Source organism: Massilia sp. P2_C2 (assembly GCF_056404615.1).
This window is the reverse complement of sequence record NZ_JBFUDR010000160.1, coordinates 1-13,862: the sequence shown is the minus strand read 5'-3', so window position 1 is coordinate 13,862 and position 13,862 is coordinate 1. Positions and strand designations below refer to the sequence as shown.

Below are 13,862 nucleotides of genomic sequence, written 5' to 3'. Positions count from 1 at the left end.
GAGTTGTTCGACCAACTCATGCTGCGGAATGGCGATTTCATTCAGTACCGCGACGATAAGGTTCAAGCGTATGCACGGCTTGCAGCCGATGTCGAGCCGAGCCTGCTCGTCGGCTGGCATATCGCCGGTTGGGCCATCGATGAAGAATTGTCGCCTCACGACGTGGCGCGTGTCGTCGACAGCCAGCTCCCTTTTTTCGCGCCACCGCCACGGCCCAACCGCCCGTATGCCGAGGGCCACGTTCACCTTGGCGGCGTACATTTCGATGCGCTGGCACTGCTGGGCAATCTGGGCGAAGAACTGTCGGCGGAATTTGCCGGTGCTTTTGCGCCCTTGCGCGAGCTGATAACTATTTTGCTGGACGCGGACCTGCAAAAAGGCGAGAGCGACAGTATCGAGAAAGAGAACAGCTTTCGTGAACGCTGCATCCGTGCGCTGACAGGCAATGAACTGGACGACAAGGTGGAGCAGGTAGATTGGCATCTGCAATTCGAGCGGCACAGACTGGCGGACACGGTCGACAGCGTCTGGCTGAAAGCAAAATTGGCCAATGCCATGCTGACGGGCGACCAGAGCAAGGCATGGCGTTGGTTGAATGTCTTCCTGTGGTATAGCTACCGGGATCCAGCAACCAGCGAATACGTGCGGGTCGCGATTTTCTACCTGCTTGGCAGCCTGATGCAGTTCCGCCGCACGATGATCATGGATGGCCAGGGCCTGACACGCTTTACGTGCTATTACTTCGGCAATAAGCTGCGCAACGCGGTCGATCTGCCCGCCAGTACACAGGACGTGGTTGCGCGCATGTTCGTCGGGAAGCGGGACCTGGCAGAAATCAAGATTTCACCGGACGCGGCAACGGTAAAACGAATCGCACGGTTTGCCAAGGCAGTGGCGCGCCACAGCGGCATCGTCACGCCGGAGTTCGGCAACGAATTGCCTTCGGTCGCGGTCCGCTCCTACGTGGAACAACTCGAACGTTGGCACTTTTGCGTCCATTTTCTGCGTCGCGGACATTACGTGACGTCACGGCGACTCCTATGGGAGGATGCCGAAAAATTCTTCACGTCCTTGTCGAACGAGGCAGGATGGAATCTGGATGAATTCCTCGGCGGTCACCTTAATCCAAACTACCGCTTTTATCCGGCCCGATGGCTGCGTGGTCTCGACGTCGCCGGCGATGAGAATGAAGTGCGTAGCGAGGTCTTCGCCCCTGTGCTGCGCTGGTTGCGCCGGGGCCTGCTGCCACGGCCGCCAGGCGAACACGGTTCGGCCGGGTTCCATCTCAGCGTGCACGCGGGCGAAGATTATGCCCATCCTTTGTCGGGCATGCGCCATGTCGACGAAACGGTGCGCTTTTGCGAAATGCGCGACGGCGACAGGATCGGCCATGGCCTTGCGCTCGGCATCGATCCATTGAAATGGGTGGAGCGTCACGGCGACATGATCCTGCCTGTGGACGAGCACTTGGACAACCTGGTCTGGGCCTGGCACCACGCCAGCGTCATGAGTGCCCGGCTGCCGTTGGCGGCACAGATCATTCCCCGGCTGGAGCGCAGGATCGCGCAGTTCTGGCCCGACGCCAGCTGGAATGGTGAGCATCCGGATGTCACACCGCAGAGCTTGCACGCTGCTTGGGAATTGCGCCGCAACTGCTATTACCAGATCATGAACGATCCCGCGCGCATTGACGACAGCAAGCTGCGCGCGGCGGCGCCCGACTACGATCGGCTGACCAGCAAGAAATCCGCAGACCCGAACAGTCCAGAACAGCTCTACTACCGATATCAACAAAAAGACCAGGCAAAAAAAGACGAGGCACAAAAGAAAGTGGCCAATGCGTCACGCCATGTATTGATCGCACAGCCGACCGGCGAACCCAGTACGCGATACGACTTACCGGCGACCGACGGTGACGCTTTGCTGTATGACTTCGAGACGTCAGAGGATCTCGAATTCATGTGTGCCCTCCAGGATTACCTGTTGAACAAGTACGACGCCATGGGCCTGATCATCGAAGCCAACCCAAGTTCAAACGTTTATATCGCGCGACTGGAAAACCATAGCGAACATCCGATTTTCCGCTGGTACCCGCCGAACGAATCCTGTCTGGCACCAGCCGCGCAGTGGAACCGATTCGGTCTCAGGCGTGGACCGATCAAGGTTCTGGTCAACACTGATGATCCAGGCATCATGCCGACCACCCTGCGCACCGAATTCGCCTTGCTGGGCGAAGCCGCGATCGACCTCGGCTACTCACGCACGTGCGTCGAAGCCTGGCTGGAACGCCTGCGCGAATTCGGACTGGACGAGTTCAATCGCAATCACCTACCTGTTTTCGAAGAAGGACACTGATCGAGTATGACAACTGAAAAAACCTACGAGCAAAATCTGGCTCAACACATCGGCAAGTTCAAGCAATACCTCGAAGATGCAGAACGCTCGAACCAGTTGGCCAGTTTCCTGACGCGACGGCTATCGGCAATTGGCGCAGTATATGCCCTGGTATTTGGTGCTTTTTTGCTTCTATCGTTCGCATGGCGCGGTGATGAAAGCAAAAGCGGCGTCACAACCGGTTTGCTCTCCCACTTCGACAAGGCCAGCTTTGAACCACTCATGAGTTGGCCCGTTCAATTGCTTATTGCCTTAGCCTTGCTGCTGCCATGCCTGGGACGGGTGTACACGCGCACGCGCGTGATCGCGACGCAGATGCTCTTGCCTATCGTCCTGTTACCGCTGTTGGCAAAAGGCGATCTGGAAACAGTCATTCTGATCCACTTCATGCATGCCGTGCTCTTGCTTGGCGGCGGCTTGATGTTCGATCGGACGTTCGGGTTCACACGTGCGCTTGCACGCAGCAGGTTTTATCTGGGGCGACTTGGCGTGGTGGGCCTCAAGCCGGACAGCAAAGAAAAAGCGGAGGAACTGAACAAGCTGTTCGACGCTTTTCTGACCGACCGGTATCGGGACCATTTGGGCGATACTTTCTTTACGCTGGACGCCGTTAAGGCCAAGTTGGGCGCCGCCTGATACCGCATGCGGCAACGGATCGTACGATTCCGCCCCGGACTACCAGGGGTTCAAGCATGGAAACCACCTTCGGGTGGCGTCTTTATTTGCAGTACAAACGACACCACCTGCCTATACTGAAAGAGGTGGGCACGATGCCCGCCTCTTTTCAGTCAAGGAGCCGATCATGACACGCAAGTTCATCGATTGCCGGGAATTCCCAAGCGACACAAACTGTTCTGTCGCCATCTCGGCCGACAGCGAGGAAGAGTTATTGCAGGCCGCAGTCGAACACGCGGTTTCGGTACACCACCACAGCGATACGCCGGAGCTGCGCCAGCAGCTGCGCCAGTTGTTCAAGGACGGCACGCCGCCCGAACACCTGCCCGTGAGCGGGCAGGCCGGCAGCGCCGGTACCGGCGCCCAGCGCGCGCACTAATAATTAAAGTCGCTCCAGGACCACCCTACAAACGCCAACCGCCCAGGTTGGCGTTTTTTGCATCGATTAGCGGGACGCGCTGGCCGGACGCGGCGGTTGACTGTCGAAGAACCTCCATATCACCGCACTCGCGTCCAGCGCGGTCGATGCCGCTTCCTTGCCAGGCAGCACCCGGTCCACACCCGGCCACGAATGGCCGCCGGTGTCCGTGATGCAGAGCTGGACCTGGGCACCATCCGCGCAACTCTGGTAAGCATCGCAATGGGCACCCGGCACCTGCAACACACGCTGCGGGCTGCCGGCGCACTGGTCGCGCTGCACCCAGCGCGCAATGGTGTCCGGCACCGAAACGAATTGCATCACCATGCCCGGGTCGCGGAATGCGCCGGGGCCGGCGCCGCCGTCGAATAGCACGTGGTCGTCGTCACGGGCATGGATGTGGAGCACGGAGACGGCCTGCGACGGACTGCAGCGGGTCGTGGCGTCGGTGCCGGCCACCGAGGCGACCGCCCGGAACACGTCCGCCGCATCGCAGGYGAGCCGGTGGGCCAGCATGCCGCCATTGCTCATGCCGGTCGCGAACACGCGGCGGGCATCGACGGCATAGCGCGCCTCGATCGCGCCGACGACCGCGCGCGCAAAGCCGACGTCGTCGCTGCCCTGGTCGCGCGCGTAGCCGCAGCAGGCCCCCGCGTTCCAGGTCGCAAACCGGCCGCCGGGCAGCCTGCCGGCGCCGTTCGGGAAGGCGACGATGAATCCGCCCTGGTCGGCCTGGCGCTGCAGGCCATACCGGGTGTCGTCGGCCATGAAGGCCGCATCGCCGCCGCCGCCATGGAAGGCCAGCACCAGCGGCGCCGGGTGGCCGGGATCATAGCCTGCCGGTACGTGCACCAGCACCGTGCGGCCCTGTACCTGCAATTCCTGCAGGCCAGCCGGTGCGGCGCGGCCCGCGCGCCACTGCTCGATGCGATGCCGGAGGCTGCCTCCCGGTTGCTGCGCCTGCGCGACGCCGGACACCAGCAGCGCAAACGCGATCAGGCAAAACGGCACGATGGGGCGATGACGCTTCATGGGTTACCTTGCGGATTCGGGCGTCAGAACTGCAAGTGGCGCGAGAAGAAGGGCAGCACCTTGGTCTCGAAGCGGGAGACCACGCCGCTACCGTGATCGCCGTCGTACACCTCGAAGGTATTCGCAATGCCGAACCGGTCAAGCGCCTCATGCAGCGCCTTGTTGTCGTCGACGAGGCTGTCGCGGTTGCCGACATCGATCGCGATGGCCTGGTACTGGCGCAGGTGATTGACGTACTGCGGCAGCATGGCCAGGGGCGCATTCGCGGCCCATTCCGCCAGCACGTGCGGACGCAGCTGGCCGCCCTCGTAAGGCAGGTCGACGTAGAACGGCGGCTTGTTCGGATTGGGCGACCATGCGGCCGCCGCGGTCAGGGTAGTACGGACCAAGAACGGGGCGGACGATGCCTGCTCGATGGTCTTGACCGTCTCGACCTGCCGTCCCTGCTCGGGCGTGATCTCCCGGGCGGCAAGACAGCATGCGCTCATCGCATACAGGCTGGAATAAGTGCCCGGATACTTCATGCCGAGCCGGACCGTTCCGTAGCCTCCCATCGAGTGGCCCATCAGGCCGCGGCTGGCGCGGTGTGCGATGGTGCGGTAGTGCGCGTCGATGTACCCGACCAGGTCGCGCGTGATGAAGGCTTCCCAGTCGCCGGTGGTAGCCGAGGTGGAGTACATACTGCCATGGTGGCGCGTGTACGTGTCGGGGAAGACCARGATCATCTCGCGCACGCCGCTTCGGAACGCCCTGGCGGCAATCTGGTCTTGCTTGTCCATGGCAAACCACTTTTCCGGCGTGATTCCGTAGCCGTGCAGGGCATAGACGACCGGATAGCGGCGTGCAGGCGAACTTGCATAGCTCGGGGGCAGCACCACGATGACGTCGCGGCGCGCACTGTTGCCTTCCGGGTTGCCCGCCAGGGCCGGGCTGTCGATGCTGATGCGCTCCACCCGCACGGTGGCAGCGGAAGGCGCGGTGGACGCGGCAGGCGCGACGTCGTCCGCATGGGCAAGCGGGGAAATGAGCGCCAGGCCGGCGCACATGGCAGCAATGAACCTGATCATACTTTCTCCATGAAGTGTTGAGGGAAGGACAGTGGGCCCCGGGCTTACTTGTTTAGTGCCGAGTAATTAAGGGGAATCCATTGGTAGCCCTGGCCAGCCGGTTTGACGTAGCCGACGCCTGGGAAGGACAAGTGGGCCGCACCGATCATCGCGCCTTCCCGGGCGGCCCTGGAAAAGGTACTCATGCGTTGCTCGCGCGCCAGCTTGCGGTCGGTGTCGGAGCCGATCGTCACGGTGGGATCGGGAAATTGCACCGCTCCCACATGGATCAGGTCTCCGATGAGATAAAGCTTTTGCCCCTGGCTTTCCACCAGGTAGATGGTATGGCCTTCCGTGTGGCCATAGGTGGCGACGGCGCGCACGCCCGGGACCAGATCGGTGTCGCCGGAGAAGGCCTTGAAGCGCTGGGCGTTGAGCAGCGGCTCCATGCTGGCGACGGCGCCCTGGAACTTGACCTTGCTCAACCAGAAGTCCACCTCGCGCTGGTCGGCGCGCACGATCGCGTTGGCGTAGACCGGCGCCCCATTCGCCACCGCGCCCCCGATGTGGTCGGTGTGCAGGTGGGTGATATAGACCTCGTCCACCTGCTCCGGCGTGTAGCCGGCGGCCTTCAGGCTCGCCAGCAGCTTGCCGGCGTTCGGGCCCCACAGCGTGCCGGCGCCGGCATCGACCAGCACCAGCCTGCTGCCCGTGTTGATCAGGWAGGCGTTGACCGAGGTCTCCGCCGGAAGGTTGATGTGCTGCTCCTTGAGCGCCGCCTGGACCCGTTCCGGCTGCGTGTCCAGCGCCTTGTCGACCGGCAGGGCGATGGTGCCATCGCTCAAGGCTGTGATTTCGAAGTCGCCCAGCATGAAACGGTAATAGCCGGGGGCCTGGGTCTTGAGCATGGGCGCGGCGGCGCAGGCTGGCGCGATGGCGCCAATGGTACCCAGTCCAAGCATGGCGGCGGCCAGCAGGTAGCGGCGGAATGGTGCGAAGGTTTTCATGCGGCGGGGTATCCGATCAAGGGTGGCAAGGATGAGAATCTTAGCGCAGCATTTTCACATCCGCACATCTGTCGAAAAAATTGACACCCGGGTTACACGCGCCCGAGCACATCCTTAAAAATCAATTGCTTATCTATTTGGAATAATGATTGCTTTAAGATTTACACCAACTGTCACTTTGGCCGTTGCGCACATCCTGGGAGGATTCCATGGCTACGCAAAGTCTTGCCGCAACATTGTTTCGCGCCATCCCTGCATTGACCCTGATGCTTGCCGGCGGCGCTGCCAGCGCCAATCCGGTCTACTGGACCGACTGGACCGGCACCGACGCCGACCCCGGAACCGGGTTCATCGGCAACGGCACCATTACCACCCTGACCCAGACCGTCAACGTCACGTACACCAATGCCGCGGGCGTTGGCTTTTATCAGCCCAGTGGCGGCATCGACTACTACACGCCACGTACTCCCGTGACGGACTCGCCTTACACCAGCCCCCAGGTCGACAACGTGCCTACCGGGACCGATATCATCGCCTTGCAGTACGCCGGCGACCAGACGCTGACGTTCTCGCAGACAGTCGTCAATCCGGTCTTCGCTTTTGTCAGCCTGAACGGTAACGGCTATGCCTTCCTGAACCAGGACTTCGATATCCTCAGTTACGGCGCCGGCCTCGGAGCCGCCGCACCCGGCAACAACAGCTGTGGCTACTGGGGCTGCGGGAGCGTGACCAAGGAGGTGGTCGATCTCGGCGGCGGCAATACAGAATACCGGCTGATCGGCAGCGGCGAGCCGCACGGCACCATCCGCTTCACTGGCGCATTCGATACGCTGACCTGGCGCAGCCTGACCAACGAGTACTGGAATGGCTTCACCGTCGGCGTGCAAAGCACTGCCGTCGAGCAAAATCCGCCGCCGACCGGCGTGCCGCTGCCGGCGACATGGCTACTGATGATTGCCGGCGGCGCAGGACTGTTGGCGTCCCGGCGCAGCCGCAAGACGAGCCTGTAAAGAGAAACAAAGAATTCCGGCACACCAAACGCCACCCCATGCAGGTGGCGTTGTCGTTTCCGTTCCCATCATTCGACTCCGAGCCCATCGTGCCGAACCATAAACGGTTTCCGCATACGTATGTGCATTTATATTCGTTTAATGTCGAAAGTGCTCCACGTATATTAGGCCCATCCGTGCCGCTGCCGCGGCATCCGATCACCATGTGCTGGAGAGAAGTGTCATGCCAACCGATCTGCTGGAAATCGCCCTGCCCCCCGTCCTGGAGCGCGCCCGCGCGGAAGCGATTGCGAACGGCCTGCCTTACCCGGGCGGGATCAGTCCGCCTGCCGCATGGGCCCTGGTGTCGAGCGGGCAAGCCGTACTGGTGGACGTGCGCAGCAATGAGGAGCGCGTGTTCGTCGGCTACGTGCCGGGTAGCGTGCATGTGCCCTGGGCGACCGGGACGACACTCACGCGCAACCCGCGCTTCGTACGTGAGCTCGAAGCCAAACTCGGCGGCAGGGACAAGGTCGCCCTCTTGTTGTGCCGCAGCGGCAAACGCTCGGCGCTGGCGGCGGAGGCTGCTGCCAAGGCCGGTGCGTCGCTCGTGTTCAACGTGCTGGAAGGTTTCGAGGGCGACCTCGACGAAAACCACCAACGCGGCCGCCTGAACGGCTGGCGCACGCACGGCCTGCCCTGGGTACAGGACTGATGCCGGATTTCGACGTCGATACGATTACGGGTGACCTGCGGCAGATACGGCATCACTGGCGCGACACCCAGCGCCCGCCCGGCGATATCCGCGGCATCGAATTCCCGTCGCGCGAAACGCCGGCGGCCGTCGTCGGGGAACTCAAGGGCCTGCTGGGCGGAACCGCATGAGTGAATCGGGCACGACGCTGGTCCGCAGTTTCGGCCTTGGCGTGCGCCGCTTGCGCGTGGCGCGCGGCTGGTCGCAGGAAGAGCTGGCGGAGCATTCCGACCTGAACCGGTCATTCATCGGTGAAATCGAACGCGGCACCGTGACGCCGTCCCTCGTGACGGTGGCCAAACTGTCGCAGGCGTTCGGATTGACCCCATCCGTGCTGGTCAGTCATGGGGAAATCCCCATTTTGATGGCGATAGCCGGTTGAACCCTGTATTGCGATCGGCCACACTGCCGCGCAGAAATATTTACACGCTCTTCCCCTCACTTTTTCCGGAGTCAAGATGTCGGCAACCATAGGCGGTACCACCGCCCTCGGCGATAGCGCAGCACGGCAGTTAGCCAATGCAACCAAGACCGTTCCCCAACTCGAGACCATCAGCCCCCGCTGGCTTACCCATCTACTGCAATGGGTGCCGGTGGAAGCGGGTATCTACCGTCTCAACAAGGTCAAGAACCCGGAAGCCATTCGCGTCACCTGCACGGCGCGCGAGAGCGAAAACCAGCTGCCGCGCACCTATGTCGACTATGAAGAGAATCCGCGCGAATACTTCCTCAATGCCGTTTCCACCGTACTGGACGTGCACACCCGTGTGTCCGACCTGTACAGCAGCCCGCATGACCAGATCAAGGAACAATTGCGCCTGACGATCGAGACGATCAAGGAAAACCAGGAAAGCGAACTGATCAACAATCCCGACTATGGCCTGCTGGCACAGGTCGCCGAATCGCAGCGGATCTTCCCGCTGACGGGCGCACCGACCCCGGACGACCTGGACGAGCTGCTCACCAAGGTCTGGAAAGAGCCCGCATTCTTCCTGACGCATCCGCTGGCCATTGCCGCCTTCGGCCGCGAAGCCACGCGCCGCGGCACGCCGCCGCCGACCATCAGCCTGTTCGGTTCGCAATTCATCACATGGCGCGGGATTCCGTTGATCCCGTCGGACAAGGTGCCTGTCGCCGACGGCAAGAGCAAGATCCTGCTGCTGCGCGTGGGCGAGAAGCGCCAGGGCGTGGTCGGCCTGTTCCAGCCGGGACTGCCGGGCGAACAAAGCCCGGGCCTGTCGGTGCGCTTCATGGGCATCAACAACCATGCGATCTCGTCCTACCTGATTTCGCTGTACTGCTCGCTGGCAGTGCTGACCACCGACGCGCTGGCGGTGCTTGACGATGTCGAAATCGGCAAGTACCACGACTATCCCGACACCTATAAATAACAGGGCGTGCAATGAGCCTGTCTTCCTCCCCTCCTGCGCCGCCGGCGGACGCGGCGCCGTCGGGGGCACCGTTCGATACGGCATTGCTGGCACAAATGGCCAACGCCATGTTCGGCGCCCTGCCCTCGGCGCCCGCCGGCGTGCAGGCGCCGGTCAATGTCGCCCCGGCGGGCTCGCCGCTGGCCAGCCCGGCAGGACTCGGCCCCGGCGTGCCCGGCACCCCGATTCCACAGGGCCAGGTGCCCGGCACCAATTTGCTGCCGGCTTCACCGGGGCCTGTCCTGTCCCTGGGCAACCGCGCCCCGGCGCTGCTCCCGGTCGCCCCCGCGGGAAATGGCGTGCCGGATAAACTGTATAGCACCGTACCGGCCTACGAACCGCGCCTGGGCAGTGCGCTGCTCGGCGTCGAGCCCGTGCACGCGCCGGCGCCCGCCCCCGCGCGCGACGCCGGCAGCGCGGCCTCGTCCTATTACTTCCTCGAGCGCGGCAGCCTTCACCCCGCCGCGACGGGCAGCGATCGCCTGGACGAACTGGTTGCGCCGGCCGTCCCGCGCCTGCAACCGGCACCTCCGGCGGCTGCGCCCCTGCCTGCCTCGGGTACGCCGCAATATTATTTTGTCGACGCGGTGGTGCTGCCCAGCGGCTACGTCACGCCGGCCAAGGCCGATCCCTACGGCCGCGTGCCGCTGGCCGGCACCGGCCGCCATCCGGCGTTCGATGTCCACGCGGTCCGGCGCGACTTTCCCATCCTGCAGGAACGGGTCAACGGTCATCCGCTGGTGTGGCTCGATAACGCCGCCACGACCCACAAGCCGCAGGTCGTCATCGACCGCATCGCGCACTTCTATGCGCACGAGAACTCGAACATCCACCGCGCCGCGCACGAGCTGGCGGCACGCGCAACCGATGCCTACGAGGGCGCGCGCGAAGCGGTCCGCCGCTTCATCAACGCACCCGCGGTCGAGGAAGTGATCTTCGTGCGCGGCACCACCGAAGCCATCAACCTGGTGGCCAAGAGCTGGGGTGCGCAGCACATCCACGCAGGCGACGAGATCATCGTGTCGCATCTCGAGCATCACGCGAACATCGTGCCCTGGCAGCAGCTGGCCGCGGCCACGGGTGCGCGGCTGCGCGTGATCCCGGTGGACGACACCGGCCAGGTCCTGCTGGACGAATACGGCAAGCTGCTGAACGACCGCACCAGGCTGGTTGCGGTGACCCAGGTATCGAATGCGCTGGGTACCGTCACGCCGGTCCGCGAGATCATCGCACTGGCGAAACGCGCCGGTGTCCGCGTGCTGGTGGACGGCGCGCAGTCGATCTCGCACATGCGCATCGATGTGCAGGAGCTGGGCGCCGACTTCTTCGTGTTCTCGGGCCACAAGGTGTTTGGCCCGACCGGCATCGGCGTCGTCTGGGCCAAGCGCGACGTACTGGAAGACATGCCGCCATGGCAGGGCGGCGGCAACATGATCGCCGACGTCACGTTCGAGAAGACCGTGTTCCAGCCTATCCCCAACAAGTTCGAAGCGGGCACCGGCAACATCGCCGACGCGGTCGGCCTCGGTGCGGCACTCGATTACGTCAGCCGGCTGGGCATCGAGAACATCGCGCGCTACGAACACGAGCTGCTGGTCCATGGCATGCGCGAGCTGGCGACGATTCCGGGCCTGCGCCTGATCGGCACGGCTGCCGACAAGACCAGCGTGATGTCGTTCGTGCTGGCCGGCTACAGTACCGCGGAAGTCGGCGCAGCGCTCAACGACCAGGGCATCGCGGTCCGCACGGGTCACCATTGCGCCCAGCCGATCCTGCGCCGCTTTGGTGTGGAAACGACCGTGCGCCCGTCGCTGGCCTTCTACAACACGTTCGACGAGATCGACAAACTGGTGGGCATCGTGCGCGGCCTCGCCAGCCGGCGTAGAACGCGCTAGCGCATCAGCGCGCGACGGCGATCACATGGGCCTGGATCTTCCCTTCCACCGGCCCATCGCCGAACCGCCGTCGGATGGCTGCCGCCGCAAGCGCGGTGGCTGCCGCCAGGCCTGGCGTTCCCCGCGCCTCGATCTCGTTGCGCAACGGCGTGCCCTGGCAATAGGCGATGGCGACCTCGTCGGGCGTACCGGCCCGGCTGCGGGCGGCCAGCGTCGTGCACGTGGGCGCCACCGTGAATCCGCCGCGCGCGAGGTCGTCCCGGATGACGGCCACGTCGTGGTAGCCGTGCGGGGTGCGTGCCAGGAACCGGGGCGGGTCGGCGGGAAACGCTTGTGCAAGCGTGTCGGTGACGACCGCCGCGAATTCATTGTCCTCGATCCGGTCCCAGACGTTGAACATGAACATTCCTCCCGCGGCAAGCACGCGCCTGGCCTCCGCGTAGGCGTGCGCCCGGTCCGGGAAGAACATGGCGCCGAACTGGCAGACGACGGTATCGAACGCCCCGTCGGGAAATGGCAGGTGCATGGCATCGGCCTGTTGCCACCGGACAGGCCGCGCGGTGCCCGTGGCGGCAGCCTGGTCGAGCATGGCCTGATTGAGGTCGGTCGCAACGATCTCGGCCGGCGCCGGCAACAGCCGCACCAGCGCGCGCGTGACGACGCCCGTGCCGGCCGCAACCTCCAGCACGCGCGCCGGACCGCGGCGGGCCACGCGTGCCGCGAGGTCGTCCGCATAAGGCTGGAAAATCAGCGGGACGAGATAGTGCTCGTAGAGTTGCGGAATGGATCCGCCGAACTTCGCGTCAGCAAGCGACATGGCCGCTCCTCCGCAGCGTTACGATCGCTGCCGGGCTCAGCTTACGCCTATCGAGACCGTTTCGGTGGCAACCCGAACAACGAAAAGTCCGGCAGCTTGCCGCGCGCTTCCAGGTCGGCCGCATCGCCGATGCGCATGATGGACGCATCCGTCCCGTCGAACGCAGGCCAGGCCGGCAGACCTTTTCCGTTCGGATCGCCCGTGCGCGCGAAATTGGCCCAGGTGTCGGCCAGCCGGTTGGCCAGTTGCCGGTCATACGCGGACCACGGCCGGGCGTCCTGGCCGAGATGGTCGAACACGTACTGGATCTCGGCGCCATGCCCCGCGCCGCAGCCGTAGCCGCATGGCGTCAGGGGCTCGGTCGGCCGGTGCGCGAAATAATAGACGTACGATGGCCCGCGGCCATACCGCGCATGCAGGCTGGCCCAGTACCACGTACGCCAGCCCCACCAGTCGTTCGTGAGACGGTCGATGGACGACCTGGCCTCGCCATCCGTCGCGCCCGGGTACGCGGCCAGCAGCGTGGCGGACGGCGCATGGCCCAGCAGCTTCGTCACGAGCGCCGTATGACTGGCGGCCGTGAACTTGTCCGTGCCGATGATTTCCGGGGCCAGGTCCTTGCCCTCTTCCGCGTTCCAGCCCGCGAGCAGCGGCACGTCGTTCTGTCGATGATTGCGGTACGTCGCCGTCAATTCGTCGCGCAGCACATGACCGTCGACGATGGGATGCTGTTCCCACGGCTGCTTCTGCAGCGCGTCGACCGGCAGCTTGCGCAGGTCCGCCAGGTGCGCCGCGCCCACGGCCTTCGCGAACGCCATCCCTTCGCGTTCCGCGGCATGGCGGTCGAACAGCGCGGTTTCGGCCGCGCCGAGCGGCGTGGCCATGCCGCTTTGTGAGATCGCGCGCTGGAACAGGCCCTGCGCCAACGGCGACGCGACGAGGGCCGCGACGGATTCGGCGCCTGCGGATTCGCCCATGATGGTGACGCGGCCCGGATCGCCACCGAAGGCCGCGATATTGTCCTTCACCCAGCGCAGCGCCGCGATCTGGTCGGCGAAGGCCTGATTCCCCGATGCCTTGTCCGGCGACTCCGCCGTCAGCTCGGGGTGGGAAAAGAAACCGAAGATGCCGAGGCGGTAGTTGATGGTGACGACGACGATCCCGCGCCGCGCCAGCATGCCGCCGTCGAACATGGGCACGCCGGCGGTGCCGCCGTAGAAGCCTCCGCCGTGGATCCAGACGATGACGGGCAGCTTGTGCGCCTTGTCGGGTGCCCAGACGTTCAGATACAGGCAGTCTTCGCTTTTCGGATTCGTCACCCAGGTCGCCGTCTGGGCACAGGCGGGCGCGAACGCACGCGTCTGCTTCACGCCCTGCCAGGGCACGACGGGCTGCGGCGCACGCC

Annotated in this window: 14 protein-coding genes; 9 read left to right on the top strand and 5 right to left on the bottom strand. The window is 64.1% G+C overall.

The window, feature by feature from the left end:
• From rdrB to AC1DYX_RS18360, 3 genes are all read left to right on the top strand, one after another.
• Positions 1–2,355, top strand: a 2,355-nt coding sequence (rdrB, locus tag AC1DYX_RS18370; RefSeq protein ID WP_477261390.1) for an antiviral RADAR system adenosine deaminase RdrB, incomplete at its 5' end; no start/stop codon positions are given.
• A 6-nt stretch (positions 2,356–2,361) separates the two neighbouring features.
• Positions 2,362–3,030 (top strand): hypothetical protein, encoded by a 669-nt coding sequence (locus AC1DYX_RS18365; protein WP_477261388.1) that lies wholly within the window; start codon positions 2,362–2,364, stop codon positions 3,028–3,030.
• A 166-nt stretch (positions 3,031–3,196) separates the two neighbouring features.
• A complete protein-coding gene (locus AC1DYX_RS18360; protein ID WP_477261386.1) occupies positions 3,197–3,448 on the top strand; it encodes a DUF1059 domain-containing protein in 252 nt (83 codons plus the stop codon).
• A 66-nt stretch (positions 3,449–3,514) separates the two neighbouring features.
• Here the strand turns inward: AC1DYX_RS18360 and AC1DYX_RS18355 are convergent, their stop codons facing one another.
• Genes AC1DYX_RS18355 through AC1DYX_RS18345 form a run of 3 tightly spaced genes read right to left on the bottom strand, consistent with a single transcriptional unit; the run spans position 3,515 to position 6,572 of the window.
• Positions 3,515–4,519, bottom strand: a complete 1,005-nt coding sequence (locus AC1DYX_RS18355; protein WP_477261384.1) for an extracellular catalytic domain type 1 short-chain-length polyhydroxyalkanoate depolymerase — start codon at positions 4,517–4,519, stop codon at positions 3,515–3,517.
• A gap of 23 nt (positions 4,520–4,542) precedes the next feature.
• Complete coding sequence (locus tag AC1DYX_RS18350; protein WP_477261382.1) at positions 4,543–5,586, bottom strand: alpha/beta hydrolase; 1,044 nt, start codon at positions 5,584–5,586, stop codon at positions 4,543–4,545.
• A gap of 44 nt (positions 5,587–5,630) precedes the next feature.
• Positions 5,631–6,572: an MBL fold metallo-hydrolase gene (locus AC1DYX_RS18345; RefSeq protein WP_477261380.1), complete on the bottom strand. Its 942-nt coding sequence runs from the start codon at positions 6,570–6,572 to the stop codon at positions 5,631–5,633.
• Positions 6,573–6,781: 209 nt separating this feature from the next.
• On the opposite strand from AC1DYX_RS18345, the gene AC1DYX_RS18340 reads away from it, so the two are divergent.
• From AC1DYX_RS18340 to AC1DYX_RS18315, 6 genes are all read left to right on the top strand, one after another.
• A complete protein-coding gene (locus AC1DYX_RS18340; protein ID WP_477261377.1) occupies positions 6,782–7,582 on the top strand; it encodes a PEP-CTERM sorting domain-containing protein in 801 nt (266 codons plus the stop codon).
• A 223-nt stretch (positions 7,583–7,805) separates the two neighbouring features.
• Entirely contained in the window at positions 7,806–8,276 is a 471-nt protein-coding gene (locus AC1DYX_RS18335; protein ID WP_477261375.1) for a rhodanese-like domain-containing protein, read from the top strand.
• Complete coding sequence (locus tag AC1DYX_RS18330; RefSeq protein ID WP_477261373.1) at positions 8,276–8,446, top strand: hypothetical protein; 171 nt, start codon at positions 8,276–8,278, stop codon at positions 8,444–8,446. The genes AC1DYX_RS18335 and AC1DYX_RS18330 overlap by 1 nt, the downstream gene beginning before the upstream one ends.
• Complete coding sequence (locus AC1DYX_RS18325) at positions 8,443–8,697, top strand: helix-turn-helix domain-containing protein (RefSeq protein WP_477261371.1); 255 nt, start codon at positions 8,443–8,445, stop codon at positions 8,695–8,697. Before AC1DYX_RS18330 ends, AC1DYX_RS18325 begins: the two co-directional genes overlap by 4 nt.
• 76 nt (positions 8,698–8,773) lie before the next feature.
• Positions 8,774–9,706, top strand: a complete 933-nt coding sequence (locus AC1DYX_RS18320; RefSeq protein ID WP_477261369.1) for a family 2A encapsulin nanocompartment shell protein — start codon at positions 8,774–8,776, stop codon at positions 9,704–9,706.
• Positions 9,707–9,717: 11 nt separating this feature from the next.
• Positions 9,718–11,640 carry a family 2A encapsulin nanocompartment cargo protein cysteine desulfurase gene (locus AC1DYX_RS18315; protein WP_477261367.1) on the top strand — a complete coding sequence of 641 codons (1,923 nt, stop codon included), beginning with the start codon at positions 9,718–9,720 and terminating at the stop codon, positions 11,638–11,640.
• 4 nt (positions 11,641–11,644) lie between these two features.
• Here the strand turns inward: AC1DYX_RS18315 and AC1DYX_RS18310 are convergent, their stop codons facing one another.
• Positions 11,645–12,457: a class I SAM-dependent methyltransferase gene (locus AC1DYX_RS18310; RefSeq protein WP_477261365.1), complete on the bottom strand. Its 813-nt coding sequence runs from the start codon at positions 12,455–12,457 to the stop codon at positions 11,645–11,647.
• Between the two features lie 47 nt (positions 12,458–12,504).
• A partial coding sequence (locus AC1DYX_RS18305) for a carboxylesterase/lipase family protein (RefSeq protein ID WP_477261362.1) occupies positions 12,505–13,862 on the bottom strand: 1,358 nt, incomplete at its 5' end.